We start from the raw sequence: 23,612 nt of genomic DNA, 5'->3' as shown, positions 1-23,612 counted from the left end.
CCAAGCCTTGACAGACCCGTGCGAAAACGTTCCACAGGCCGGGACGCGCGCAAGTGGTTGTTCACAGGGTTCACAACCCTGTCATCCAGCTGAAGATGCAGCCGACGCCATGCTACGTGACAGCAATGTTTCACGGCCAAGTGACTGATTGTAAATGAAATGTGCGATATGGCACTTTTTTGTCCAACGAAGCCTTTACCGCACTGAATACCGCATAACGTCCCTCTCGCGAGCGTTCATGCACAGGCTTATCCACAGTTCGTGTGGATAAGCGTCATTCCCTTTTCTTTCCGGGACTTGCAGCCACAACGTGCAAGTCAAGACAGGTTCGCCGCGCAAATCGTGGAAGCGCGCCGACGAGTAGATAGACTTCGCACGTGCCTGCCCCGAATTCCGCTACGCCGGTCCTGCGCGTCGCCCTGCCGGTCCCGCTGCCCCGCCTGTTCGACTACGCCGCGCCCGGCGGTTCCACTGCCGGCCCCGGCGATGTCGGCCGACGCGTGCGCGTGCCGTTCGGGCCGCGCGAGCTGGTCGGCGTGGTGGCCGAGGTCGGACCGGCGGACGACGCGACGCAAGCCCTGCGAACGGCGCTCGAGTGGCTGGACGACGGCCCGCTGCTGCAGGGCGAACTGGCCGCCTCCCTGCGCTGGCTGGCCCGCTACACCCACGCGCCGCTCGGCGAGGTGCTGGCGACTGCCCTGCCCGCGGCACTGCGCCGCGGCGAGCCGCTGCCCGATACCCATGCCTGGGCTTGGCAGCTCACAGAGGCTGGCCGCACCGCCCTGCCCGGCCTCAAGGCCGGTGGCCGCCCGCATCGGCTGGCCACGCTGCTGGCGCCGCAGGCCCGCGACGAGGACGCCCTCGACCTCGCCCTGGTAGGCTGGCGCACGCCCGCACGCACGCTGGCCACGCGCGGTTTCGCCGAACGGTTCGCGGTGCCGGCCTCGCAACTGGCGCCGGCGCCGCAGGCCGGACCGCCCCTGCATGCGGAGCAGCAGCGGGCCGTCGATGCCGTTGCCGCGTGCAGCGGTTTCGCTGCGCTGCTGCTCGACGGCGTCACCGGCAGCGGCAAGACCGAGGTCTATCTGCAGGCGATTGCCGACTGCCTCGCGCGCGGCCGCCAGGCACTGGTGCTGGTGCCCGAGATCGGCCTGACCCCGCAGACGCTGGCGCGATTCCGTGCGCGCCTCGGCGTGCCAGTGCATGCGCTGCACTCCGGTCTGGGCGACGGCGAACGTGCGCGCGTGTGGACGGCCGCGGCCCGCGGCGAGGCACGCGTGATCGTCGGCACCCGCTCCTCGGTCTTCGTGCCGTTGCCCGATGCGGGCCTGATCGTCGTCGACGAGGAACATGACGGCAGCTACAAGCAGCAGGACGGCATCCGCTACCACGCGCGCGACTTCGCGCTTGTGCGGGCCAAGGCGCTCGACGTGCCGGTGCTGCTGGGCAGCGCGACGCCATCGCTGGAGTCGCTGCAGAACGCGGTCTCGGGCCGCTATGCGCATCTGCGCCTGACGCGCCGGGCGGGCGCCGCCAAGCCGCCCGCGGTGCGCGTGCTCGACGTGCGCAAGCGTCCGCTCGAGGCGGGTCTGTCGCCCGAATCGCTGGCGGCCATCTCGGCCGCCCTCGCGGCCGGCGGTCAGGTACTGGTGTTCAAGAACCGCCGCGGCTACGCGCCGGTGCTGCTGTGCCACGACTGCGGCTGGAGCGCGCACTGCCCGCGCTGCAGTACAGCCGAGCACCCGCATCCCATGACCGTGCATGCCGGCGGTCGACGGCTGCAGTGCCATCACTGCGGCCACCGCGCGAGTGCGCCACCGGCCTGTCCGGACTGCGCCAGCCTTGGCCTGCAGCCGCAGGGCGTGGGTACCGAACGCATCGAGGAGCTGCTGGCCGCGCGCTTTGCCGACGTGCCCGTGCTGCGCATCGACCGCGGCAGCACCCGCCGGCGCTATGCGCTCGAAGGCCTGTTCGGCACGCTCGGCGACGCGCCCGGCATCCTGATCGGCACGCAGATGCTGGCCAAGGGCCACGACCTGCCGAACCTCACACTCGTGTGCGTGGTCGGGATCGACGAGGGCCTGTTCTCGGCGGACTTCCGCGCCGGCGAAAAACTCGCGCAGCTGCTGATCCAGGTCGCCGGTCGCGCGGGCCGCGCCGACCGGCCCGGCACGGTGCTGTTGCAGACCCACCATCCCGAGCACCCGCTTCTGCTGACCCTGATCAGCGGCGGTTATCACGCGTTTGCCGCGACCGAGCTTGCGCAGCGCGAAGCCGCCGGGTTCCCACCCTTCGCGCCCCTGGCGCTGCTGCGCGCCGAATCGCAGCAGGCGCAGCCGCCGATGGCATTCCTGCAGGCCGCGCGCCGTGTGCTCGCGCCCCATGCCGGACGCGATGCGCAGGGCATGCCGACACTGCTGCTGGATGGCCCGGTGGTCGCGCCGATGCCACGGCGCGCCGGCGTCTACCGCGCGCAGCTGCTGATCGCCTGCGACCAGCGCCCGCGCCTGCACGCGATTCTCGATGCGGCCCTGCCGGACATCTACGCCTTGCCCGAAGCGCGTCGGGCGCGCTGGTCGCTGGACGTGGATCCGGTGGATCTGTACTGAAACTCAGTCGCCGGCGAACAGTTCGCGCGCCATGACGATCGCGTCCTCGCGCCCGGTGTGCGCGGGGTAGTAACGCGGACGCCGGCCGATTTCGTTGAAGCCTTCGTCGTGATACAGCGCGATCGCGTGCGGGTTCGACGGACGCACTTCGAGAAACACGCGCTCGGCACCGCGCTGGCGGGCGATGTCGATCAGCGCCCGGAAAAGCCGGCGGCCGAGGCCACCGCCCTGCAGCGAGGGATCGATGCAGACGTTGAGCACGTGCGCTTCGCCGGCGGCGATGCTCAGCACGCCGTAGCCGGCGAGCCGCCCGTCGACGTGCAGCAGCCAGGCCGGATAGCCGGCGCGCAGGCAGTCGTCGAAGATGCCGCGCGTCCACGGGAAGGGATACGCGCGCAACTCGACGTCCATGACCGCGTCGACATCGGTCGCACGCATCGGCCGCATCGACCAGTCGCGCGGCTGGACGCCTTGCGCCGCGGCGACCGCGTCGGGCTCAGCCACCATGCGCGCGCAATCCGCGCAGACGCGGCCACAGCGCGCGCTTGGCCGTCGGCGCACGCAGTGCGTCCAGCGGACCGAGACTGCGCATCAGCGCGAACGCACCATCGGCCTCGCGATGCAGACCCGCCGCGTGCAGCAGCGGATCGACCAACGGGTGTTCGGGCAACGTCTGTCCCGGCATCTGCACGCGGTAGCGCACATGGCCCAGCGCATCGAGCGCCGCGGACTGCAGCGCATCCCAGCTCACGACGCGGCCTCCGCGCCTCCGCGGCGCCGCAGCACCCACAGCGCCGGACCCGACAATGCGTAGAGCACCGCCGCGATCAGCAGGGTCTTGGGCGGATCCACCCACAGCGCGATCAGGATGCCCACCGCCACGACCAGCGCCATGAACGGCACGCGATCCGACCGCGGCCCGGTGCCGCTGCCCTTGAAGCTGGTGTAGCGGACGCTGCTGACCATCAGCAGGCCGCAGATGACGGTGACGGCAAGGGCGACATAACGCAGCGCATCGCCGGTGAAATCGAGTTCGTGGCAGGTCCACACGAAACTCGCCATCAGGCCCGCGGCCGCGGGGCTCGCCAGGCCGACGAAATAGCGCTTGTCGACCGTCGCCACCTGGCTGTTGAAACGCGCTAGGCGCAAGGCCGCGCAGGCGGCGTAGAGGAACGCGCCGAGCCAGCCGATCTTGCCCAGCGTCGGGCCGTCGAGCCGCATCGCCATCAGCGACCAGTGGTACATCACCAGCGCCGGCGCCAGGCCGAAGCTGATCAGATCGGCCAGCGAGTCGTACTGCACGCCGAATTCGCTCTGGGTATTGGTCAGGCGCGCGACGCGACCGTCGATGCCGTCGAGCACGGCCGCGACGAAGATCGCGATGCACGCGGCACTGAAGCGCCCCTGCGAAGCCGCGATGATCGCGAAGAAGCCCGCGAACAGGCCGCCGGTGGTGAACAGGTTGGGCAGCAGATAGATGCCGCGGCCGCGGCGCGGGGTCGGGTCGGTCTCGCTCATGCGCCGCAGTGTAGCGCGGGCGCCGCGCCGCCCGGGGATGCGCTTGCGCCCGCAGGCCGGGGGTGCTGCAATCGCCCCACATTCGCCAGCCGCCGGACACCGCCATGCGCCGCACCTTCGTGATCGTCCTCGCGCTGCTGGCCGCCGCGCCGCTCGCCGCCAGCGAGATCTACACCTGGAAGGACGCGCGCGGCGTCACCCACTATTCGGAAACGCCGCCACCGGCGGGGACCCGCTTCGAGGTGCGGCGCATGGCCGGCACCACGCCGCCGTCGACGCCGTCGACGCCGGCAACGCCCGCGCCGGCCGCGACGCCTGCCGCCGCGACGGCGGCCAACGCGAACGCCAGTGCCGGCGGTGATGCAGGCCAGTGCGACCTCGCCCGCAAGAACGTGGCGGCACTGAAGGCCGAAGGCGCGGTGCAGCAGGTCGGCGCCGACGGCAAGCCGCGCGAACTGTCGGCCAACGAGCGCACCGACCAGCTGGCATTGTCGGAAGCCGCGGTGCGCGCCTACTGCCGCTGAGGGCACCCGACGGCGCCCGGAGCGCCGTGTGCTGCGTGGCACAATGGCGGTCCGTTCACAGCCGAATGCCGCCGATGCGCCTGTCGCAGTTCCACCTCCGCACCGAGAAAGAAACACCCGCCGACGCCGAGCTCGTCAGCCACAAGCTGATGCTCAAGGCCGGCATGCTGCGCAAGCTGGGTGCGGGCATCTACACCTGGTCGCCGCTGGGCCTGCGCGTGCTGCGCAAGGTCGAGACCGTGGTGCGCGAGGAGATGGACGCTGCCGGTGCGATCGAACTGCTGATGCCGACGATCCAGCCGCGCGAGTTGTGGGAGCAGACCGACCGCTGGCAGAAGTTCGGCCCGCAACTGCTCAAGGTCAAGGACCGCAAGGAGCAGGAGTTCTGTTACGCGCCGACGGCCGAGGAAGTGGTCACCGATTTCGCGCGCGGCGAGCTGGCGAGCTACAAGCAGCTGCCGGTGAATTTCTATCAGATCCAGACCAAGTTCCGCGACGAGATCCGCCCGCGTTTCGGCGTGATGCGCTCGCGCGAGTTCCTGATGAAGGATGCCTACTCGTTCGACATCGACGAGGCCGGCATGGCCGCGTCCTACCAGGCGATGCATGCGGCCTACACGCGCATCTTCACGCGCCTGGGTCTGGAGTTCCGCGCGGTGCAGGCGGACTCGGGCGCGATCGGCGGCGATGCCTCGCAGGAATTCCACGTGCTCGCCGAATCGGGCGAGGACGCGCTGGTGTTCTCGACCGGCTCGGACTACGCCGCGAACGTGGAAGCCGCGCGCGCCGCTGCGCCCGCGCCGCGTGCGGCCGCGTCCGAAACGATGCGCCGTGTCGACACGCCCACGCAGAAGACCTGCGAGGACGTCGCCGCGCTGCTCGACATTCCGATGGCGCGCACGGTGAAGTCTGTCGCGCTGTTCGCCGGCAAGACCTTCGTGCTCGCGCTGGTGCGTGGCGACCACGCGGTCAACGAGATCAAGCTGGCCAAGGTCGCCGGCCTCGCCGACTACCGCATGGCCACCGAGGCCGAGATTGCCGAATATCTCGGCAGCACACCGGGCTTTCTCGGCCCGATCGGTGCGGCGAAGGCCATCCGCGTCATCGCCGACCCGGAAGTCGCGGCCCTCGCCGATTTCGTCGTCGGCGCCAATGCCGCCGGATTCCACATCGCCGGCGTCAACTGGGGCCGTGACCTGCCCGAACCCGAAACCGTCGCCGACATCCGCGACGTCGTCGAAGGCGACCGCGCCGAGGACGGCGGCACGCTGAAGCTCGTGCGCGGTATCGAGGTCGGCCATGTGTTCCAGCTCGGCCGCAAATACGCCGAAGCAATGGATTTCAAGGTACTCGACGCCAACGGCAAGGCCACCGTGCCGTTCATGGGCTGCTACGGCGTGGGCGTGTCGCGCATCGTCGCCGCGGCGATCGAGCAGAACCACGACGCCAACGGCATCGTCTGGCCTACCGCGATGGCGCCTTGGCAGGTCGCGGTGTGCGTGATCAATCCCAAGGGCGAGGCGCACGTCGCCGAAGCGGCCGATGCGCTGTACCGCGAATTGCGCGAGTCCGGCTTCGATGTCGCGCTTGACGACCGCGGCCTGCGCCCCGGCGCGATGTTCGCGGACATCGAACTCATCGGCGTGCCGCACCGCGTGGTGGTTTCGGGGCGTGGACTGGAAGCGGGCACCTTCGAATATCGCGCGCGCAGCGCGAGCGAGTCGGAGAATCTCGACCGCGCGGCCCTGCTGGCACGCCTGCGCGGCTGTAGGTTTTCCGAGCAATAAACCGCTCCATTCGCGCCGGAGAGAAACTGTGGATTCGACACCGCCTGCATTCGCGGGCGGCGTACACGCGGCCGTGACATTTGTCGGCGCGGAATAATCCGGATTAAGATGCGGGCATGCCAGGGACTGGTATACCCACTCACCAGCCGGAGCCGACTCGAATGGCGTCATTCGACCTCAATGCGTTTTCCCCCCAGCAGCTCGATGCCCTGATCAACCAGGCCAAGCAGCGCAAGACCACGCTGAAGAAGCGCAAGCCGATCGCGGCCGTGCGCAAGAAGCTGACCGACCAGGCGGCGGCCGAGGGTTACAGCATCGCCGAGCTGTTCGGCGGCGGCACCGCGAGTGCGTCGACGCGCGCCGCAGCACCTGCCCAGCGCACCAGCGCGACCAAGGGCCGCAAGCTCGGCAAGGTCGCGCCGAAGTACCGCAACCCGGCGAACAAGAACGAGACCTGGACCGGTCGTGGCAAGCAGCCGCTGTGGCTGGCCGCGCTGACCAAGAAGGGCAAGAAACTCGAAGAGTTCCTGATAGAGAAGTGAGGCCTGCGGCGCTGGCCGCCTGCGCCTGAAAACGCCCGCCACCCGGCGGGCGTTTTCGTATCCGCCACTCAGAGATTCTTGTTGCGCGCCGGCACCAGGACGTTGCCGAACAGCAGACCGGCGATCAGCGCCAGCACGATGTTCATCACGATCAGCACCGCTTCCTGGCCTGCCGCCACATCCTGCTGCTGCACCAGATTCATCAGACCGCGCAGGCTGTTGCTGCCGGGCACCAGCATGATGATGCCCGGGACGCGGATCAGCGCGCCCGGCCGGTTCACCCAGCGCGCGTAGCCGTTGCCGGCCGCTGTGGTCACGAGGGCGGCGACGAACAGGCCGATATTCGGGCCCAGCGCGGCGCCGACCCAGCGTGAGATCAGGAATCCCGATGCGGCCGCCGCCATGACCAGCAGCACGTCGCGACGCGCGGCCCGGAACAGGATCGCGAATGCACCCGCCGCGATCGCCAGCCCCGCCCATTCCACCCACTGCGCCTGAGGCCGCAGGGCCCGGACCTGCGGCTCGACACCCAGCAACTGCATCAGCGTCAGCGCGATGATCGTGCCGATGGTGAGCTTGAGCACCGTGGTGATCGCGCCGGAGAACCGCGCGGTGCCGGAGACCAGGTGCTGCGAGGTGAGTTCGTTGATGGCGTTGGTCAGCGCCATACCCGGCAGCATCACGATCAGCGAAGCGATGATCACGGTGTTGAGATTGAGCGGCACGACGAAGGCCGACACCAGGATGGCGACGACACCGGCCAGCATGCCCGCCAGCGCTTCCTGCGCTTCCTTGAGCCGCGTGCCGTTGCGCGTGGCGAGGTCGAGCGCGCCGATCAGCAGGCCGATCGTGCCCGCCGTCGCGATGTCCTGCCACGGCAGCCGCCAGACGCCGGCCAGCCCCATCGCCACCATCGCGAACGCCAGCACCTGCAGCGCCTTGCCCCAGCGGCCCGGCTGCCGCGCATCGAGCGCACGCAGCGCCGCGTAGCCTTCGGCCAGATCCATCTCGCCGGCCATCACCTGCTCGGCGATGCGGTCGGTCTCGCAGAGCTTGTAGAGATCGGTGTCGCCGGGCGGCATCCGGATCACGCGCGTGGTGTCGCTGTCGCCGGGCGGGCGCATAGGATCGCTGAAGGACAGCACCATGCCGGTGGGATTGATCCACGGCTCGCATTCCAGCCCGAGGCGCTGGGTGACCGAGATCATCGCGCCTTCCAGACGCTGGGCGGTGGTGCCGTAGGCATGCAGGTGCTCGGCCAGCTCGACGACGAACGCGATGCGTGCGGCATAGGTGGCGGTGGTGAGCGGAGAGGCGCCGGACATCGGCACAGGATCGCATGCCCGTCTTCCGGCGTCGCCGTGTGCCGTCGACTTCGGGGGGCGGGGCCGTGATGCGCGGCGTCACACCTGATTTGGGTATGCTCACCGGCGTTTGCATCTCCGATCGCCCATGCCTGCATGACCGTCCCCCACCACGCCACGCCCAGCGCCGAATCCGGAGACGGTGGACCGCTGCGCCTGCGCGGTCACTGGACGCTCGCGCATGCCGGCGAGATCGAGAAAGCGCTGCGGGCGCAGGACGGGCACGCGGGCGAAGTCGACGCGACCGGCGTGGACCGGCTGGATTCGGTGGGCGTGCTGCAGCTGCTGCGTTTCGCCGAGAAGCGCGGGCTGGATTTCTCGACCTTCCGCTTCCGCGACGATCACCACGCGCTGGTCGAGGCGATCGAGGACGTCGCCGACGACCGGCCCAAGAAGAAGCGCGACTACGGTTTCCAGGCCGCGCTGGCGCGTCTGGGTGAAACCATGCACGACAACTGGCGCGAGATCGTCGCGCTGGTCAGTTTCCTCGGCGAGACGCTGGTCAAGCTCGGCCGCCTGCTGGTGGCGCCGCGCCGGTTCCGCCTGACCTCGACCGTGCATCACATGGAGCAGGTCGGCCTGGACGCGGTGCCGCTGGTCGCGCTGCTGTCGTTCCTGGTCGGCGCGGTGATCGCCTTCCTCGGCTCGACCGTGCTCGCCGACTTCGGCGCGGTGATCTTCGTCGTCGAACTGGTGTCGATCGCCTTCCTGCGCGAATTCGGCGTGCTGCTCACCGCGATCCTGCTGGCCGGTCGTACGGCGAGTGCGTTCACCGCGCAGATCGGCGCGATGGTCAGTCGCGAGGAAGTGGATGCGATCCGGACGCTGGGGCTAGACCCGGTCGACCTGCTGGTGATTCCGCGCGTGGTCGCGCTGATGGTGATGCTGCCGCTGCTGACCTTCATCGCGATGATCGCCGGCCTGATCGGTGGCCTGTGCGTAGGCGCCTTCAGCCTCGACATTCCGCCGCAGGCGTATCTGGCGCGCATGTACGAGACGATGGAGCTGCGGCATTTCCTCGTCGGCATGGCCAAGGCGCCGATCTTCGCGCTCGTGATCGGCCTGATCGGCTGCCTCGAAGGCCTGCAGGTCGAAGGCACGGCGCAGTCGGTCGGCGAGCGCACGACCTCGAGCGTGGTGCAGACGATTTCGCTGGTGATCGTGTTCGACGCGTTCGCCGCGATCTGGTTCATGCACGTGGGCTGGTGACGATGCGCGACGAACAGCCCAATGACTCCGCGCAGACCAGCGATGGCGACGATGTCGCCATCCGCGTGCGCGGCCTCGTCAACCGCTTCGGCGCGCAGACCGTCCACGAGAACCTCGACCTCGACGTGCGTCGCGGCGAGATTCTCGGCGTGGTCGGTGGTTCGGGCACCGGCAAGTCGGTGCTGATGCGCAGCATCCTGGGCCTGCGCCCGCCGCAGAACGGCAGCATCGAGGTCCTGGGCGCGGATGCGCTCTCGCGCGATGTCGAGGAGCGGCGGCACATCGAACGCAACACCGGCGTGCTGTTCCAGGACGGTGCGCTCTTCTCGTCGCTGACCGTGGGCGAGAACGTGCAGGTGCCGCTGAAGGAACACCACCCGGACCTGCGTGATTCGCTGCGCTACGAACTGGCCCTGCTCAAGGTCAAGCTCGCCGGTCTGCCGGCCGACGCACTCGACAAGCTGCCCGCGCAGCTTTCGGGCGGCATGCGCAAGCGCGCCGGCCTGGCACGTGCCCTCGCGCTCGACCCGCCGCTGCTGTTCCTCGACGAACCCACCGCAGGCCTCGACCCGATCGGCGCGGCCGCGTTCGACCGGCTGATCCGCACCCTGCAGGAAGCGCTGGGACTGACCGTGTTCCTGATCACACACGACCTCGACACCCTGTACGCTATCTGTGACCGCATCGCGGTATTGGCCGACAAGCAGGTGATCGCGGTCGCGCCGGTGGCGGAGATCGAACGGATCGATCACCCCTGGATCCAGGATTATTTCCACGGCCCGCGCGGACGCGCGGCCCGCGATGCCAGGGCCGACGGCCCGGGAGCCGACTGAACCATGGAAACCAGAGCCAATTACGTCCTCATCGGTGCGTTCACCATCGTCGCCTCGATTGCCCTGCTCGGCTTCGCGCTGTGGGCGGCGAAATATTCGTCCGACCGCAGCTGGAACGAGTACGACGTGGTCTTCCGCGAGCCGGTGACCGGCCTGACCGAAGGCAGCAGCGTGCAGTACAACGGCATCGCCGTCGGCACGGTCGACAACCTGCAGCTCGCGCCGCAGGACCCGCGCCAGGTCATCGCCCGCCTGCGCCTGCAGGCGAATGCGCCGGTCAAGACCGACACGCGCGCGCGCATGTCGATGACCAGCCTGACCGGCTCGCCGATCATCCAGCTCACCGGCGGCTCGCCCGAAGCACCGATGCTGGTCTCGGAAGACAGCGACCGGGTGCCGATCATCCAGACCGAAGCCTCGGCGCTGCAGAACATCTCCGATACCGCGAACCGCCTGGTCGAACGTCTCGACCGCGTGCTCAGCGAAGAGAACGTCGCGCGCATCTCCAACACGCTGGAGAACATCGAGGGCATGACAGGCTCGGTCGCCGGCCAGCGCGAGGATCTGGCGGCGATGATCGTCAACGCGCGCCAGGCCAGCGAGCAGCTCGAGCAGACCCTGACGACGACCAACCGCGCGATGACCAGCTTCGACCGGGAACTGGTGCAGAAGCTGCCGGGTCTGGTCGCGAACCTCGAAAGCACGCTGGCGCGCATGGACTCGGCCGCCGGTGGCGCCGACACGATCCTCAACGAGAACCGCGCGGCGATCAGCAGTTTCGCCAACGACGGCCTGTCGCAGCTCGGCCCGACGCTGGGCGAGTTGCGCTCGCTGGTCCGCGACCTGCGCCGCATCAGCGACCGACTCGATGCCAATCCCGCGCGCTATCTGCTCGGCCGCGACGCGCCGAAGGAATTCGAACCCGAATGATCACGCTCTCGACCTCCGCGCGCCGCGCCCTGCCCCGCTTCGCCGTCGCACTCGCGCTCGGCACCCTGCTCGCCGGCTGCAGCTCTCTGCTGGGCGGTGGTGGCGGTGATCGGGACCGCTCGACGATCTATGCGCCCGATCCCCGCGTTGCGGCCGATCCCGCGTGGCCCCGCGCCGACTGGCAGCTCACGCTGAGCCCGCCGACCGCCGCGCGCATGATCGACAGTTTCCGCATCGCCGTGCGCCCGACACCGGCCGAACTGCAGGTGTATCGCGGCGCCAGCTGGGCCAAGACGCCGACCGACATGCTGCAGGACACCGTGCTGCGCACGCTGGAAGACTCGGGCAACATCCCGGCCGTCGCACGCCAAGGCGCCGGCATCACCGCCGACTACAAGCTGGTGATCGACCTGCGCCGGTTCGAGGCCGATTACAACGGAAACGTGCTGCCGGCCGCGACGATTGAAGCCAACGTCAAGCTGATCCACAACATCGACCAGACCGTCGTGGGCTCGCGCACGTTCCTCGCCGCGCAGCCGGCGGCCGGCACGGAGGTGGCGCAGGTCGTGGACGCGTTCTCGACTGCGCTGCAGAGTGTGAGTGGCCAGATGGTCGGCTGGATCCTGACCTCCGGCAACGCGCACGAGGCGACGCACGCGCAGCCGCCTGCGCCGGGCCGCCGCTGACGCGCGACTCGGCTGCGCCTAAGGGTCGGCCCCCTGAGCCGGCGATGCGGAAGCGGACAGCGCGCGCTCACTTGCAAAATCTGGCTTTGATCAAGCCTTGGGCGGCGCGGGTACGCACCGCGCGATGTCCTGAATTGCGATCCCGCCTCAGGCGGGCGACCGGTGTAACGCGGACACCGGCCCGTGGACGCGAGTGCCTGAACACTGCAGCCCGACTTCCGCGCACGCCCAACCGCGCGGGACAGTGCACTTGCATCCCGGTTGAAATGCCGCCGACTTTTTCGTCGATGACTACACCGGTAGGATCCTGCGGAACGTCAGATTGATCCTCGGCCCGACCGGCTTCGCCGTCCGCGGCAGTGCATGCCGGTAGTGGGCCTGCGTGTCCCCACGCATCAACAGCAGACTGCCGTGCGGCAACTCGAGCACGTGCCGCGCCAGCTGCCCGTGCGCGTCGGGTCGCTTCGCCTTCAGGACGAACCGCCGCGTCGCCCCGAGACTCAGCGAAGCGATCACCGGCGCCGACCCCAGCTCGGGCTCGTCGTCGCTGTGCCAACCCATCGCATCGCGGCCGTCTCGATACAGATTGGCCAGCACGCTGTTGAAAGCGACACCGGCGGTTTCGGACACCGCCTGCCGCACCGGCACCAGCGCCGCCGGCCACGCATGCGGCATGAACCGCACACCCGAGTATCGGTAGGCCGCATCCGGATCGCCGATCCAGCAACTCAGCCGCGGCGCGTCGATCTCGCGGCCGAAGATGCGCAGGCGATGGCGGGCCCAACCAAGCTCGCTCTGCAACGCAATGAACAGCTCGTCGGCCTCGGACGCAGGCAACCACGCGGATGCACATTGCAGCCCGCCTTCGAAGCCATCGATGTCCTGCAGCACCATTGCCACAGCATGCCGCACACGGCGGGGTTTGCGGCGTCACCGCACGACCCGCGACAATCCGGCACATGACCCCGCATCAGGCAACTCGAGCACTTCCACCACACTGTGTCGCGACCCAGTCTTACGCGGAGGGCTCGGCGCGATGAAACACGTGTCGGGGCTGGTACAGGCCGTGCGTCGCGGCATCGACGTGCGCGGTGGCGGCGTCCGCGGCTTCACCGCGTTGCTGGCGCGGGTGTGGCGGATGCTGCTGGCGCTCGGTGCTCGCGGTGTACTCGCCCGCCTGCGGGCTGCGAGTCGTACGTCATCCGTCATTGCTCCCCCGGAAGACGGCTACAAGTTTCCACTACCCGCACCAATCGAGGGCACTACGCTGCGCGTGGGCGTCATGCTGCACCTGTTCTATGCGGATCTGGCCGAAGAGTTCGCGACGGCACTGTCGCACATGCCCGTTCCCTTCGTGCTGCTGGTGTCGGTCGCGGATGCGGTGGAGATTCCACGCGTCCGCCAGGCGTTCGCAGGCATCGATGTCATCCGCCGCATCGAGGTGATCCCCGTACCTAACCGTGGTCGCGACATCGCACCGTTGCTGGTGACGTTTCGTGAAGATCTCCTCGAGCTCGACATCGTGTGTCACCTGCACAGCAAGAAATCACTGCATTCCAAAGGCGTCCAGAGTCGATGGCGCAGCTATTTGGTGGACTCGCTGCTGGGGAGTCGCGAGCGCATCACGTGGCAACTTGGAATGTTCATAGCGGAACCGTCGCTCGGTCTGCTCTACCCCGAGAGTCATGAAACCTTCCCGCTCTGGGGCCATACCTGGCTCGGCAACGCTGCCATCGCACGGGAAATCGCCGATCGTATCGGCTTCCAGATCGACGCGAGCGCCTACATCGATTTCCCTGCGGGCTCGATGTTCTGGGCGCGACTGGATGCGATCCGCCCGCTGCTGCAGCTCGAACTTCCACTGACCGCATTCCCGGAGGAAAGCGGGCAACTGGACGGCACCCTGCAGCACGCGATCGAGCGGCTGTTCGTTGCTGTCGCACGCAGTACCGGCTATCGCATCGGCGTCCTGCCGCAGGACGGCAACCTGTCGCTGTCGAGCGAGGGCAGTCGAAACTGGACCGCCTACTTCGCTTCGCCCCTGCGGGAACGGATCGACGTTGCCGCGGTCGATGCAAAGCTGATCTCGCTCGATGTGTTCGACACGCTGGTCCAACGCCCGTTCCTGTCTCCCGAGGGCGCGCGCCGCTATCTGTCACGGCTGGCAGCACGCACGCTGGGTGTGGATGCCTTCGAAGACCTGCGCATTCGCGCCGAAGCGAGCGCGCGCCATGCGCTGGGCCGCGACCCGACACTCGTCGAGATCTACGCCGCATTGGCGGAGCGCATGCCCTGCGCTCCAGTGGATGCATTGCAAGCACTGGAACTCTCGACCGAACAACGTCTGCTGCGGACACGCCCGGGCGTCATTGAGTCGGTCAGTTCGCTGAAGACGCGGGGACTGCGCGTGATCGCGCTGTCGGACATGTATCTCGATGGAGCGACTTTGCGTGAGGTATTGCCGCCGCAGGTCGCCGCATTGACCGAGAAGTGGTCTGTGTCCTGCGAGACCGGCTTGCGCAAGGACGACGGCAGCGCATGGCCGGCACTCGCCTCTTGGTCTGCCGTCGCACCCGCCGCATGGCTGCATGTCGGCGACAACGAGCACGCCGACATCCAGCAGCCGCACTGGCAGGGGATGCTGACACCCGCTCACGTGCTGCGCGCGTCTGCCCTGTTCGATGTGGTGCCTGCCTTGCGTCCGCTTCGTCCAGCGGCCGATGCACCATGGCCCGAACAATTGCGACTGGGTCTGATCGCCAACCACTTCAGTGCGATCGCGGATATCGATCCGACGACGTTCCTCGACACGTTCACCGTGTCGCCGCGGACACTCGGCTATGCGGTCATCGGACCCTTGGTACTCGACTATTTGATCTGGTTGATCGGCAAGGCGCTGGCGTCCGACGTGAGCACGGTTCTATTCCTGAGCCGCGAGGGACATCTGCTCGTGCAGGCGTTCGAGCGCCTGCAGGCGGCGACGCCTGATCGGACAGGCGGCCTGCGAGGACGCTACTTCCTGGCCTCCCGGCAGGCGACGGGCCTGGCCTCGCTGCGCGATGCGGATGATCTGGCGACGTTGCTCGAAGGCACCTACAACGGCACACTTGGGGGCCTGCTCGATGCGCGGCTCGGCGTACGCGCCGCCGCTTCGGCGCGAGACCAGCTCGGCGGCGCCATGGACGAGATGGTGTTCCTGCCTGAAATGCACAACGCCGTCGTGACACGACTATCGCCAGTGCTCGATGCACTGCTCGCGCTCGCCGAGAATGCGCGCACCGAGTACCGCGCCTACTGGCGCGAAAACGTCGGTGACAAGGCGGCGCTCATCGCAGACATTGGCTACGCGGGCACCATCCAGCGCAATCTATCCCGGCTGCTCGGACATCCAGTCGACGGTGCCTACTTCGCACTCGACGACCGGGCCGAACGCCGGCTCTCAGGTATCAGCAGCGCCCATGCCCGTTATTACGATGGTCGGCGCGAGACCGGACGCTCCACCGTGCTGGCGCACGATCTCCTGCTGGAAAGCATCCTCACCGCGCCGCATGCACAGTTCAGCGGATTCGAATCCTGTGGCGAAGGCAGGCAACCCATATTCGCCGGCCGGGATGCCGATCCCGCGCGATGGCAAGTCATCGAGGCCGTCCACGCCGGCGCCCTCGCTTTCATCGATGACGCGCTGGACGCCGCGGGCCCGCTCGTGGACGAACTAGTTTTCGACGTGGAATCGGTCCAGATCCCACTCGAATGCATCGGCAACCGACGCTGGCATGCGCCGTGGCTTGCGGGGATCGGAATCGAGGACGCCTTTACCGGCCGCGGACAGGTGCCCGCAGCCGGCCGCTAGGCCTCAGGTCGCGAATGCGACGCCGGTGTTGACTTTCAGTGCTCCGATATCCACACCTTCAGCGGCTTCGATCAATACCAGCCCGTCCGCGGTCACATCGAACACCGCCAGGTCGGTGATGATCCGGTCGACCACGCCCACGCCGGTCAGCGGCAGCGTGCACTCGGGCAGGATCTTGTGGCTGCCGTCCTTCGCGACGTGCTCCATCAGCACGACCACACGCTTGACGCCGGCGACGAGATCCATCGCGCCGCCCATGCCCTTGACCATCTTGCCGGGCACCATCCAGTTCGCGAGGTCGCCGTTGCCGGTGACCTGCATCGCGCCGAGGATAGCGAGATCGATGTGGCCGCCGCGGATCATCGCGAAGGAATCGTGGCTGCCGAAGTAGCTCGCGCCCTTGCGCGCGGTGACGGTCTGCTTGCCGGCGTTGATGAGGTCGGCGTCGACCTCGTCCTCGGTCGGGAACGGCCCGATGCCGAGCAGGCCGTTCTCGCTCTGCAACCACACGTCGACGCCATCGGGGATGTGGTTCGCCACCAGCGTGGGCAGGCCGATGCCGAGGTTCACGTAGGCGCCGTCGGTCAGCTCGCGCGCGGCGCGCGCGGCCATTTCGTCGCGGGTCCAGGCCATCAGTTCGCTCCTCCGGCTTTCACGGTGCGCTGTTCGATGCGCTTCTCGGGCGTCGCGTTGACGACGATGCGGTCGACGTAGATGCCCGGCAGGTGCACCTGGTCCGGATCGATGTCGCCGATCTCCACCAGTTCCTCGACCTCGGCCACGCAGACCTTGCCGGCCATCGCGCAGGCGGGATTGAAGTTGCGCGCGGTCTTGCGGAACACCAGATTGCCGGCCGTGTCGGCCTTCCACGCCTTGACCAGCGCAACGTCGGCGACCAGCGCGGTTTCGAGCACGTAATGCTTGCCGTCGAACTCGCGCGTTTCCTTGCCTTCGGCGACGATCGTGCCGTAGCCGGTCGCGGTGAAGAACGCCGGGATGCCGGCGCCGCCGGCGCGCAGGCGCTCGGCCAGCGTGCCCTGCGGGTTGAATTCGAGCTCGAGTTCGCCGCCCAGGTATTGGCGTTCGAACTCCTTGTTCTCGCCCACATACGAGGAAATCATCTTGCGGATCTGGCGGGTCTCCAGCAGCTGGCCGAGGCCGAAGCCATCGACACCCGCATTATTGGAGATCGCGGTGATTTCCTTGACGCCCGAATCGCGCAAAGCGGCGATCAGCGCCTCGGGAATGCCGCACAGGCCGAAGCCGCCGACCGCGAAGGTCTGGCCGTCGGCCACGATGTCGGCCAATGCCGCCGCGGCATCGGGATACTGCTTGCCGCGTCGACCCGCGGCGGAACTCTGCTCGCTCATTGTGATCCTCATGGCGCAACGGCCTTCGATTCTACCGGCTGCGCGTGTACGCGGCCTTGGACCTTGGTGCAGTGGCGCAGACGGTCCCGTCCACGCGAAACGCTAGAATCGGGCTTCCCCACCGATGGATCGACCATGCCCCTGCCCGCCTTCAAGGCCTACGACCTCCGCGGCCGCGTGCCGGATGAACTCAATCCCGCGCTCGCCCGCGACATCGGCATTGCGCTGGCTGCCCAGCTGCCGCCCGGCGCGATCGTGCTGGGCCGTGACGTGCGCCTGAGCAGCCCGGATCTGCAGGCGGCTTTGTCGGAAGGCCTGCGCAGTCAGGGCCGCGAGATCATCGACATCGGCGTCGGGGGTACGGAAGAGGTCTATTTCCAGGTCGACCATCTCGGCGCGGCCGGCGGCGTCATGGTGACCGCCAGCCACAATCCGATGGACTACAACGGCATGAAGCTGGTGCGCGAGCATGCGCGCCCGATCAGCTCGGACACGGGCCTGTTCGCGATCTCCGACGCAGTCGAGGCCGGTGATCTGCCTGCGCCGGTGGCGACGCCAGGCACCGAGACGGTCGCACTCGACAAGTCGGCCTACATCGCGCATCTGCTGGGGTATGTAGAGACCAGGGCGCTGCGTCCGCTCAAGCTCGTGGTCAATGCCGGCAACGGCGGCGCCGGCTCGATCGTCGACCTGCTCGGCCCGCACCTGCCGTTCGAGTTCGTCCGCGTCTTCCACGAAGCCGACGGCAACTTCCCCAACGGCATACCGAACCCCTTGCTGCCGGAGAACCGTCAGGCGACGGCCGACGCGGTGCGCGCACACGGCGCGGACTTAGGCATCGCCTGGGACGGCGATTTCGATCGCTGCTTCTTCTTCGACGAAACCGGCGCCTTCATCGAGGGCTATTACCTCGTCGGCCTGCTGGCCGAGGCGATCCTCGCCAAGCAGCCGGGTGGCAAGGTGGTGCACGACCCGCGCCTGGTCTGGAACACCGTCGAGCAGGTCGAGGCGGCGGGTGGCGTGCCGGTGCTGTGCAAGAGCGGCCACGCCTTCATCAAGGAGAAGATGCGCGCAGAGGATGCGGTCTACGGCGGCGAGATGAGTGCGCATCACTACTTCCGCGAGTTCGCCTACGCCGACTCGGGCATGATCCCGTGGTTGCTGATCGCCGAGCTGGTGTCCACCAGCGGCCGCACGCTGGGCAATTTGGTGGCCGAGCGCGTGGCGAAATTTCCCTGCAGCGGCGAGATCAATTTCCGCGTGGCGGATGCGAAGGCCGCGGTCGACCGCGTCATGATGCATTACGCCGCGCAGTCGCCGACGCTCGACCACACCGATGGCATCAGTGCAGATTTCGGCGACTGGCGCTTCAACTTGCGAAGCTCCAATACCGAGCCGCTGCTGCGGCTCAATGTCGAAACCCGTGGGGATCGTGCCCTGCTGGACGCGCGCACGCGCGAGCTCTCCGACCTGCTGTCGGCCAAGGCCTGAGGTCCGTCATGTCCACGATCGTTCCTGTTTTGCTGTCCGGCGGCTCCGGCACGAGGCTCTGGCCGCTGTCGCGCGAAATGCATCCCAAGCAGTTCCTGCCGCTGGTCGGCGAGGACACGATGCTGCAGGCGACATGGCTGCGTGCGGCCCCGCTGGCCGGCGACCGCGGCCCGATCGTCGTCGCCAACGAGACGCATCGCTTCGTCGTCGCCGAGCAGTTGCAGCAGGTCGGCGCGCGCCCCGCGGCGATCGTGCTCGAACCCGTGGGTCGCAACACCGCGCCGGCGATCGCCGCCGCCGCGCTCGAGGCGCTGCGCGACGCGCCCGAGGCCGTCCTGCTGGTGCTGCCTTCCGATCACGTGGTGCAGCAACCCGCGGCGTTCCATGCCGCCGTACACGCCGCGTTGCCGGCCGCCGAGGCCGGCAAGCTGGTGACGTTCGGTGTCGTCCCCCGAGGACCGGAGACCGGATACGGCTACATCAAGTCGGCAACAGGCGCCGATGGCGCACCCTCGCCGGTCGACGCTTTCGTCGAGAAACCGGATCTCGCGCGCGCGCAGGCCTACGTCGCGTCCGGCGAGCACTACTGGAACAGCGGCATGTTCCTGTTCCGCGCCGATGCCTATCTGAAGGCGCTGGAAAAACTCGCACCCGAAATGCTCTCCGCGGTTCGCGCGGCCTGGGAAGGCGCGCGCCAGGATGTCGATTTCACCCGTCTCGATGCCGACGCCTTCGCCGCGAGTCCGTCGGACTCGATCGACTATGCGGTGATGGAGAAGACTGACGACGCGGTGGTCATGCCGCTGGACGCGGGGTGGAGCGACGTGGGCTCCTGGGCGAGCCTGCGCGAAGTCTCACCGCAGGATGCGCACGGCAACGCACACCATGGCGACGTCGTCGCGATCGACTGCCGCAATACCTACGCGCACGGCGAGCGCCTGATCGCGATGATCGGACTGGAAGACACCGTCGTGGTGGAAACACCCGACGCGATCCTCGTCGGGCGCAGCGACCGCATCCAGCGGGTCAAGGACGTGGTGGCCGAACTCAAGGCGCGCGACCTGCCGCAGGCCGCTTGGCACCGCAAGGTCTATCGCCCGTGGGGCGCCTACGACTCGATCGACAATGGCCCGCGTTTCCAGGTCAAGCGCATCACCGTCAAGCCGGGAGCGACCCTGAGTCTGCAGATGCACCATCACCGCGCGGAGCACTGGATCGTCGTCAGCGGCACGGCCGAGGTCACGCGCGGCGACGATGTGCTGCTGCTGGCTGAGAACCAGAGCACCTACATCCCGCTCGGCGTGACGCACCGCCTGCGCAACCCGGGCAAGGTGCCGCTGGAACTGATCGAAGTGCAGTCGGGCAGCTATCTGGGCGAGGACGACATCGTGCGTCTCGAGGACACCTACGGGCGCGCGTGAGCGACCAGTCAGCGTCAGAACCGGAAACGGCGCCCTCGGGCGCCGTTTCACTGTCGAACGACGTCGACCTTCAGCGCTGCGCAGCGGCCAGCGTGTCCAGGACGTCGCCGAGCGCGTCCCGCCACTGCGGCAATTCGATGCCGAAATCGCGTTGCAGCGAATCCGTGTCCAGCCGCGAATAGGCCGGACGCTTCGCAGGCGTCGGATAGTCGGCCGTGGTGATCGCTTCGACCGTCGGCGCGCGCGAGATCAGGCCGCGTGCGACCGCATCGTCGAATATCGCCTGCGCGAACCCGTGCCAGCTGGTCTCGCCCGCCGCGGTCAGATGCCAGGTGCCGGACGCGTCAGTGCCCTGCTGCAGGACACGGGCTGTGACGTCCGCGATCAGCGCCGCCGGTGTCGGCGTGCCGATCTGGTCGGCGACCACGCGCAGCACATCGCGCTCGGCGCCGACGCGCAGCATCGTGCGCAGGAAATTCTGTCCATGCGCGGCGTAGACCCACGCGGTGCGGAAGATCAGGTGCCGGCCGCCGGCCGCACGGATGGCATCCTCGCCGGCGAGCTTGCTGGCGCCGTAGACACCGAGCGGCGCGGTCGGATCCTCCGGCCGGTATGGACGCGTGCCGGCGCCGTCGAACACGTAATCGGTGGAGTAATGCACAAGCGGCACGCCGTTGGCGGCGCACCACCGTGCGATGGCGCCCGGCGTCGAGGCATTCGCCGCATGCGCGGCGTCGGCATCGCTTTCGGCCTGGTCGACCGCGGTGTAGGCCGCCGCATTGACGACGCGCGCCGGGCGCACTGTATCGAGCACGGCGACAACAGCGTCGGCATCGGCGAAATCCGCTTGCAGGCAAGCGCGACCATCCGGCAGCGTGCCGCTGCGCGTCGTGGTTTGCACCGCGCCGAGCGACGCAAGCGCGCGCAGCAGTTCCTGTCCGACCTGACCGTTACCGCCGAAGACCAGCGAGGTCATGCGCCGAACACCGGCAACCGGTCTTCTGTGATGTCGGCCAGCAGCGGCGCATGCGTGTCCTTGTCCGACAGCAGCGGCGCTTCCACGCCCCAGTCGACACCGATCGCCGGGTCATTCCAGCGCACGCCGGCGTCGGCTTCCTTCACGTACACGTCGGTGCACAGATAGCTGAAGACCGCCATGTCCGACAGCACCACAAACCCATGCGCGAAGCCTTCCGGAATCCAGAACTGGCGTTTGTTGGCCTCGCTCAGGATCACGCCTTCCCACTGGCCGAAGGTCGGCGAGCCGCGACGGATGTCGACGGCGACGTCGAGCACTTCACCCTGCAGCACGCTGACCAGCTTGCCTTGCGGGCGCGGCCACTGGTAGTGCAAACCACGGAGCACGCCCTTGGCGGACGACGAAACGTTGCTCTGCACGAACTTCGTCGGCAGGCCGTGCTGTCCGAACCGCTCGGCGTTCCAGGATTCGAAAAAGAATCCGCGTGCGTCGCCGAAAACGGCGGGCTCGATGACGACGGCACCCGGCAATTTGGTTTCGATCAGGTTCAACGGACCACTCCACGCGAAACGAGGGACATCAGGTATTGGCCGTAGCCGTTCTTCGACAGGGGCTTGGCGAGCGCGGACAGCTGCTCGGCATCGATCCAGCCGTTGCCGAAGGCGATTTCCTCTGGACAGCACACCTGCAGCCCTTGGCGATCCTGGATGGTCTGAATGAAATTCGAGGCCTCGTGCAGCGACTGGTGCGTGCCGGTGTCGAGCCATGCATAGCCACGACCGAGCTGCTCCAGATAGAGCGCGTCGTCATCGAGATAGCGGCGGTTGAGATCGGTGATTTCCAGCTCGCCACGCGGCGACGGCTCCAGTTCGGCGGCGTAGTCGCTGGCACGCCCATCGTAGAAGTACAGGCCGGTGACGGCGTAATTGGAACGGGGCTTCTCGGGCTTCTCTGCGATGTCGATGACCTTGCCGGTGGAGTCGAATTCCGCCACACCGTAGCGCTCGGGATCATTGACCCAATAGCCGAACACCGTTGCGCCGTCGCTGCGCGCATCGGCAGTCTTGAGCGTGTCGGTCAGGCCGTGGCCGTGGAAGATGTTGTCGCCGAGCACCAGGCAGCTCGGCTTTCCGCCAACGAAGTCGCGGCCGATCAGATAGGCCTGCGCCAGACCGTCGGGGCTGGGCTGCACGGCGTACTGGATGTCCATGCCCCACTGCGAGCCGTCGCCCAGCAGCGCCTGGAACAGCGCCTGCTCGTGCGGCGTGTTGATGATCAGCACTTCGCGGATGCCCGCTAGCATCAGCACGCTGAGCGGGTAATAGATCATCGGCTTGTCGTACACCGGCAGCAGCTGCTTGCTGACGCCCTTGGTGATGGGATACAGCCGTGTACCGGAACCGCCGGCGAGGATGATGCCCTTGCGCGCCGTCATGCCTCCGCTCCCATGCGTTCCAGACGATAGCTGCCGTCGAGGATGCGCTGCACCCACTCCTGATTCTCGAGATACCAGTCCACCGTGAACTCGATGCCACTTTCGAAGGTGTGCTCCGGCTTCCAGCCGAGTTCGCCCTGCAGCTTCGACGCGTCGATCGCATAGCGACGGTCGTGACCGGGGCGGTCCTTGACGTAGGTGATCTGGCTGCTGCGCGGCTGACCGTCCTCGCGCGGACGGCGGGCGTCGAGCAAACGGCAGATCGCTTCGACGACCTCGATGTTCTGCCGCTCGGAGTCACCGCCGACGTTGTAGGTCTCGCCGACCCGGCCCTTCTCGAGCACGGTGCGGATCGCCGCGCAGTGGTCGGTCACGAACAACCAGTCGCGGACCTGCTTGCCGTCGCCGTAGACCGGCAGCGGCTCGCCGGCCAGCGCCTTGGCGATGACCAGTGGAATGAGCTTCTCGGGGAAGTGATAAGGCCCATAGTTGTTCGAGCAATTGGTCGTGAGGACCGGCAGCCCGTACGTGTGGTGGAAGGCGCGCACCAGATGATCGGATGCGGCCTTGGACGCCGAGTACGGCGAGTTCGGCGCGTAGGGCGTGGTCTCGGAGAACTTGCCGGTCTCGCCCAGGGTGCCGTAGACCTCATCAGTCGACACGTGCAGGAAGCGGAAAGCCTCCCGACGGCCGTCCGGCAACGCCTTCCAGTAATCGCGCACCGATTCCAGCAGGCCCAGCGTGCCCACCACATTCGTCTCGATGAACGCTGCAGGGCCGTCGATCGAACGATCGACGTGGCTTTCAGCAGCGAAGTTCAGCACCGCGTCGGGCGCATGCTCGGCCAGCAGCCCGGCCACCAGCGCGCGATCGCCGATATCGCCGTGCACGAAGACATGGTTCGGATCGGACTCGATCGACGCCAGCGTCTGCAGGTTGCCGGCATAGGTCAGCGCATCGAGATTGATCACCCGGATGTTGCGGCGCACAGCCTCGAGCACGAAATTACCGCCGATGAAACCGGCCCCGCCGGTCACGAGCCATGTGAGCACTGGAACTTACTC

General features: G+C 67.8%; 22 protein-coding genes. 11 read left to right on the top strand and 11 right to left on the bottom strand.

Features of this window, described 5'->3' with window-relative positions; translation table 11 throughout:
* Positions 1 to 377 precede the first annotated feature (377 nt).
* The gene (locus tag E2F49_RS12505) at positions 378 to 2,609 is read left to right on the top strand and encodes a primosomal protein N' (RefSeq protein ID WP_243713593.1); all 2,232 of its coding nucleotides are present in this window, start codon (positions 378 to 380) and stop codon (positions 2,607 to 2,609) included.
* A 3-nt stretch (positions 2,610 to 2,612) separates the two neighbouring features.
* Here the strand turns inward: E2F49_RS12505 and rimI are convergent, their stop codons facing one another.
* Genes rimI through pssA form a run of 3 tightly spaced genes read right to left on the bottom strand, consistent with a single transcriptional unit; the run spans position 2,613 to position 4,127 of the window.
* The gene (gene rimI / locus E2F49_RS12500) at positions 2,613 to 3,056 is read right to left on the bottom strand and encodes a ribosomal protein S18-alanine N-acetyltransferase (protein WP_425481383.1); all 444 of its coding nucleotides are present in this window, start codon (positions 3,054 to 3,056) and stop codon (positions 2,613 to 2,615) included.
* 49 nt (positions 3,057 to 3,105) lie between these two features.
* On the bottom strand, positions 3,106 to 3,360 hold the full coding sequence (locus tag E2F49_RS12495) for a hypothetical protein (protein ID WP_133394207.1): 255 nt from the start codon (positions 3,358 to 3,360) through the stop codon (positions 3,106 to 3,108).
* Entirely contained in the window at positions 3,357 to 4,127 is a 771-nt protein-coding gene (pssA, locus tag E2F49_RS12490) for a CDP-diacylglycerol--serine O-phosphatidyltransferase (protein ID WP_133394206.1), read from the bottom strand. The genes E2F49_RS12495 and pssA overlap by 4 nt, the downstream gene beginning before the upstream one ends.
* A gap of 104 nt (positions 4,128 to 4,231) precedes the next feature.
* Between pssA and E2F49_RS12485 the strand changes: the two genes are divergently transcribed.
* From E2F49_RS12485 to E2F49_RS12475, 3 genes are all read left to right on the top strand, one after another.
* Positions 4,232 to 4,651 carry a DUF4124 domain-containing protein gene (locus E2F49_RS12485; protein WP_133394205.1) on the top strand — a complete coding sequence of 140 codons (420 nt, stop codon included), beginning with the start codon at positions 4,232 to 4,234 and terminating at the stop codon, positions 4,649 to 4,651.
* 74 nt (positions 4,652 to 4,725) lie between these two features.
* The gene (locus E2F49_RS12480) at positions 4,726 to 6,438 is read left to right on the top strand and encodes a proline--tRNA ligase (RefSeq protein WP_133394204.1); all 1,713 of its coding nucleotides are present in this window, start codon (positions 4,726 to 4,728) and stop codon (positions 6,436 to 6,438) included.
* Between the two features lie 161 nt (positions 6,439 to 6,599).
* Positions 6,600 to 6,980 carry an H-NS histone family protein gene (locus tag E2F49_RS12475; protein WP_133394203.1) on the top strand — a complete coding sequence of 127 codons (381 nt, stop codon included), beginning with the start codon at positions 6,600 to 6,602 and terminating at the stop codon, positions 6,978 to 6,980.
* A gap of 68 nt (positions 6,981 to 7,048) precedes the next feature.
* Here the strand turns inward: E2F49_RS12475 and E2F49_RS12470 are convergent, their stop codons facing one another.
* A complete protein-coding gene (locus E2F49_RS12470) occupies positions 7,049 to 8,305 on the bottom strand; it encodes a threonine/serine exporter family protein (protein WP_055246463.1) in 1,257 nt (418 codons plus the stop codon).
* A 135-nt stretch (positions 8,306 to 8,440) separates the two neighbouring features.
* Here E2F49_RS12470 and E2F49_RS12465 point away from each other — a divergent pair, with 135 nt between their 5' ends.
* The 4 genes from E2F49_RS12465 to E2F49_RS12450 are packed head-to-tail and all read left to right on the top strand — an operon-like array spanning position 8,441 to position 12,002.
* Positions 8,441 to 9,553 carry an ABC transporter permease gene (locus E2F49_RS12465; protein ID WP_133394202.1) on the top strand — a complete coding sequence of 371 codons (1,113 nt, stop codon included), beginning with the start codon at positions 8,441 to 8,443 and terminating at the stop codon, positions 9,551 to 9,553.
* Between the two features lie 2 nt (positions 9,554 to 9,555).
* Complete coding sequence (locus E2F49_RS12460; protein ID WP_133394201.1) at positions 9,556 to 10,386, top strand: ABC transporter ATP-binding protein; 831 nt, start codon at positions 9,556 to 9,558, stop codon at positions 10,384 to 10,386.
* A 3-nt stretch (positions 10,387 to 10,389) separates the two neighbouring features.
* Positions 10,390 to 11,316, top strand: coding sequence for an MlaD family protein (locus tag E2F49_RS12455; RefSeq protein WP_055246457.1), 927 nt, complete (start codon positions 10,390 to 10,392; stop codon positions 11,314 to 11,316).
* Positions 11,313 to 12,002 carry an ABC-type transport auxiliary lipoprotein family protein gene (locus E2F49_RS12450; protein ID WP_133394200.1) on the top strand — a complete coding sequence of 230 codons (690 nt, stop codon included), beginning with the start codon at positions 11,313 to 11,315 and terminating at the stop codon, positions 12,000 to 12,002. Before E2F49_RS12455 ends, E2F49_RS12450 begins: the two co-directional genes overlap by 4 nt.
* Positions 12,003 to 12,293: 291 nt before the next feature.
* Here E2F49_RS12450 and E2F49_RS12445 read toward each other — a convergent pair whose 3' ends face one another.
* Positions 12,294 to 12,896, bottom strand: coding sequence for an alpha-ketoglutarate-dependent dioxygenase AlkB family protein (locus tag E2F49_RS12445; RefSeq protein WP_133394363.1), 603 nt, complete (start codon positions 12,894 to 12,896; stop codon positions 12,294 to 12,296).
* A 142-nt stretch (positions 12,897 to 13,038) separates the two neighbouring features.
* On the opposite strand from E2F49_RS12445, the gene E2F49_RS12440 reads away from it, so the two are divergent.
* Positions 13,039 to 15,852 carry a rhamnan synthesis F family protein gene (locus E2F49_RS12440; RefSeq protein WP_133394199.1) on the top strand — a complete coding sequence of 938 codons (2,814 nt, stop codon included), beginning with the start codon at positions 13,039 to 13,041 and terminating at the stop codon, positions 15,850 to 15,852.
* A 3-nt stretch (positions 15,853 to 15,855) separates the two neighbouring features.
* Here the strand turns inward: E2F49_RS12440 and E2F49_RS12435 are convergent, their stop codons facing one another.
* Together E2F49_RS12435 and E2F49_RS12430 are read right to left on the bottom strand one after the other, a co-directional pair.
* A complete protein-coding gene (locus E2F49_RS12435) occupies positions 15,856 to 16,485 on the bottom strand; it encodes a CoA transferase subunit B (protein WP_133394198.1) in 630 nt (209 codons plus the stop codon).
* Positions 16,485 to 17,222, bottom strand: a complete 738-nt coding sequence (locus E2F49_RS12430; protein WP_133394197.1) for a CoA transferase subunit A — start codon at positions 17,220 to 17,222, stop codon at positions 16,485 to 16,487. Before E2F49_RS12430 ends, E2F49_RS12435 begins: the two co-directional genes overlap by 1 nt.
* A gap of 135 nt (positions 17,223 to 17,357) precedes the next feature.
* Here E2F49_RS12430 and E2F49_RS12425 point away from each other — a divergent pair, with 135 nt between their 5' ends.
* Together E2F49_RS12425 and E2F49_RS12420 are read left to right on the top strand one after the other, a co-directional pair.
* Positions 17,358 to 18,713, top strand: a complete 1,356-nt coding sequence (locus E2F49_RS12425; protein WP_133394196.1) for a phosphohexomutase domain-containing protein — start codon at positions 17,358 to 17,360, stop codon at positions 18,711 to 18,713.
* A gap of 8 nt (positions 18,714 to 18,721) precedes the next feature.
* Complete coding sequence (locus tag E2F49_RS12420) at positions 18,722 to 20,134, top strand: mannose-1-phosphate guanylyltransferase/mannose-6-phosphate isomerase (protein ID WP_133394195.1); 1,413 nt, start codon at positions 18,722 to 18,724, stop codon at positions 20,132 to 20,134.
* 70 nt (positions 20,135 to 20,204) lie between these two features.
* Here the strand turns inward: E2F49_RS12420 and rfbD are convergent, their stop codons facing one another.
* From rfbD to rfbB, 4 genes are read right to left on the bottom strand one after another with little or no spacing between them, the layout of a single operon-like run.
* On the bottom strand, positions 20,205 to 21,110 hold the full coding sequence (gene rfbD / locus E2F49_RS12415; protein ID WP_133394194.1) for a dTDP-4-dehydrorhamnose reductase: 906 nt from the start codon (positions 21,108 to 21,110) through the stop codon (positions 20,205 to 20,207).
* Entirely contained in the window at positions 21,107 to 21,664 is a 558-nt protein-coding gene (rfbC, locus tag E2F49_RS12410; protein ID WP_133394193.1) for a dTDP-4-dehydrorhamnose 3,5-epimerase, read from the bottom strand. The genes rfbD and rfbC overlap by 4 nt, the downstream gene beginning before the upstream one ends.
* Positions 21,661 to 22,548 carry a glucose-1-phosphate thymidylyltransferase RfbA gene (rfbA, locus tag E2F49_RS12405; protein ID WP_133394192.1) on the bottom strand — a complete coding sequence of 296 codons (888 nt, stop codon included), beginning with the start codon at positions 22,546 to 22,548 and terminating at the stop codon, positions 21,661 to 21,663. Before rfbA ends, rfbC begins: the two co-directional genes overlap by 4 nt.
* Positions 22,545 to 23,600 (bottom strand): dTDP-glucose 4,6-dehydratase, encoded by a 1,056-nt coding sequence (gene rfbB, locus E2F49_RS12400; protein WP_133394191.1) that lies wholly within the window; start codon positions 23,598 to 23,600, stop codon positions 22,545 to 22,547. The genes rfbA and rfbB overlap by 4 nt, the downstream gene beginning before the upstream one ends.
* Positions 23,601 to 23,612 lie beyond the last annotated feature (12 nt).

The organism is Luteimonas terrae (assembly GCF_004358165.1).
GTDB classification, from domain to species: Bacteria; Pseudomonadota; Gammaproteobacteria; order Xanthomonadales; family Xanthomonadaceae; genus Luteimonas; species Luteimonas terrae.
The sequence above is the reverse complement of the archived record's forward strand: the minus strand, read 5'-3'. Positions and strand labels throughout refer to the sequence as shown.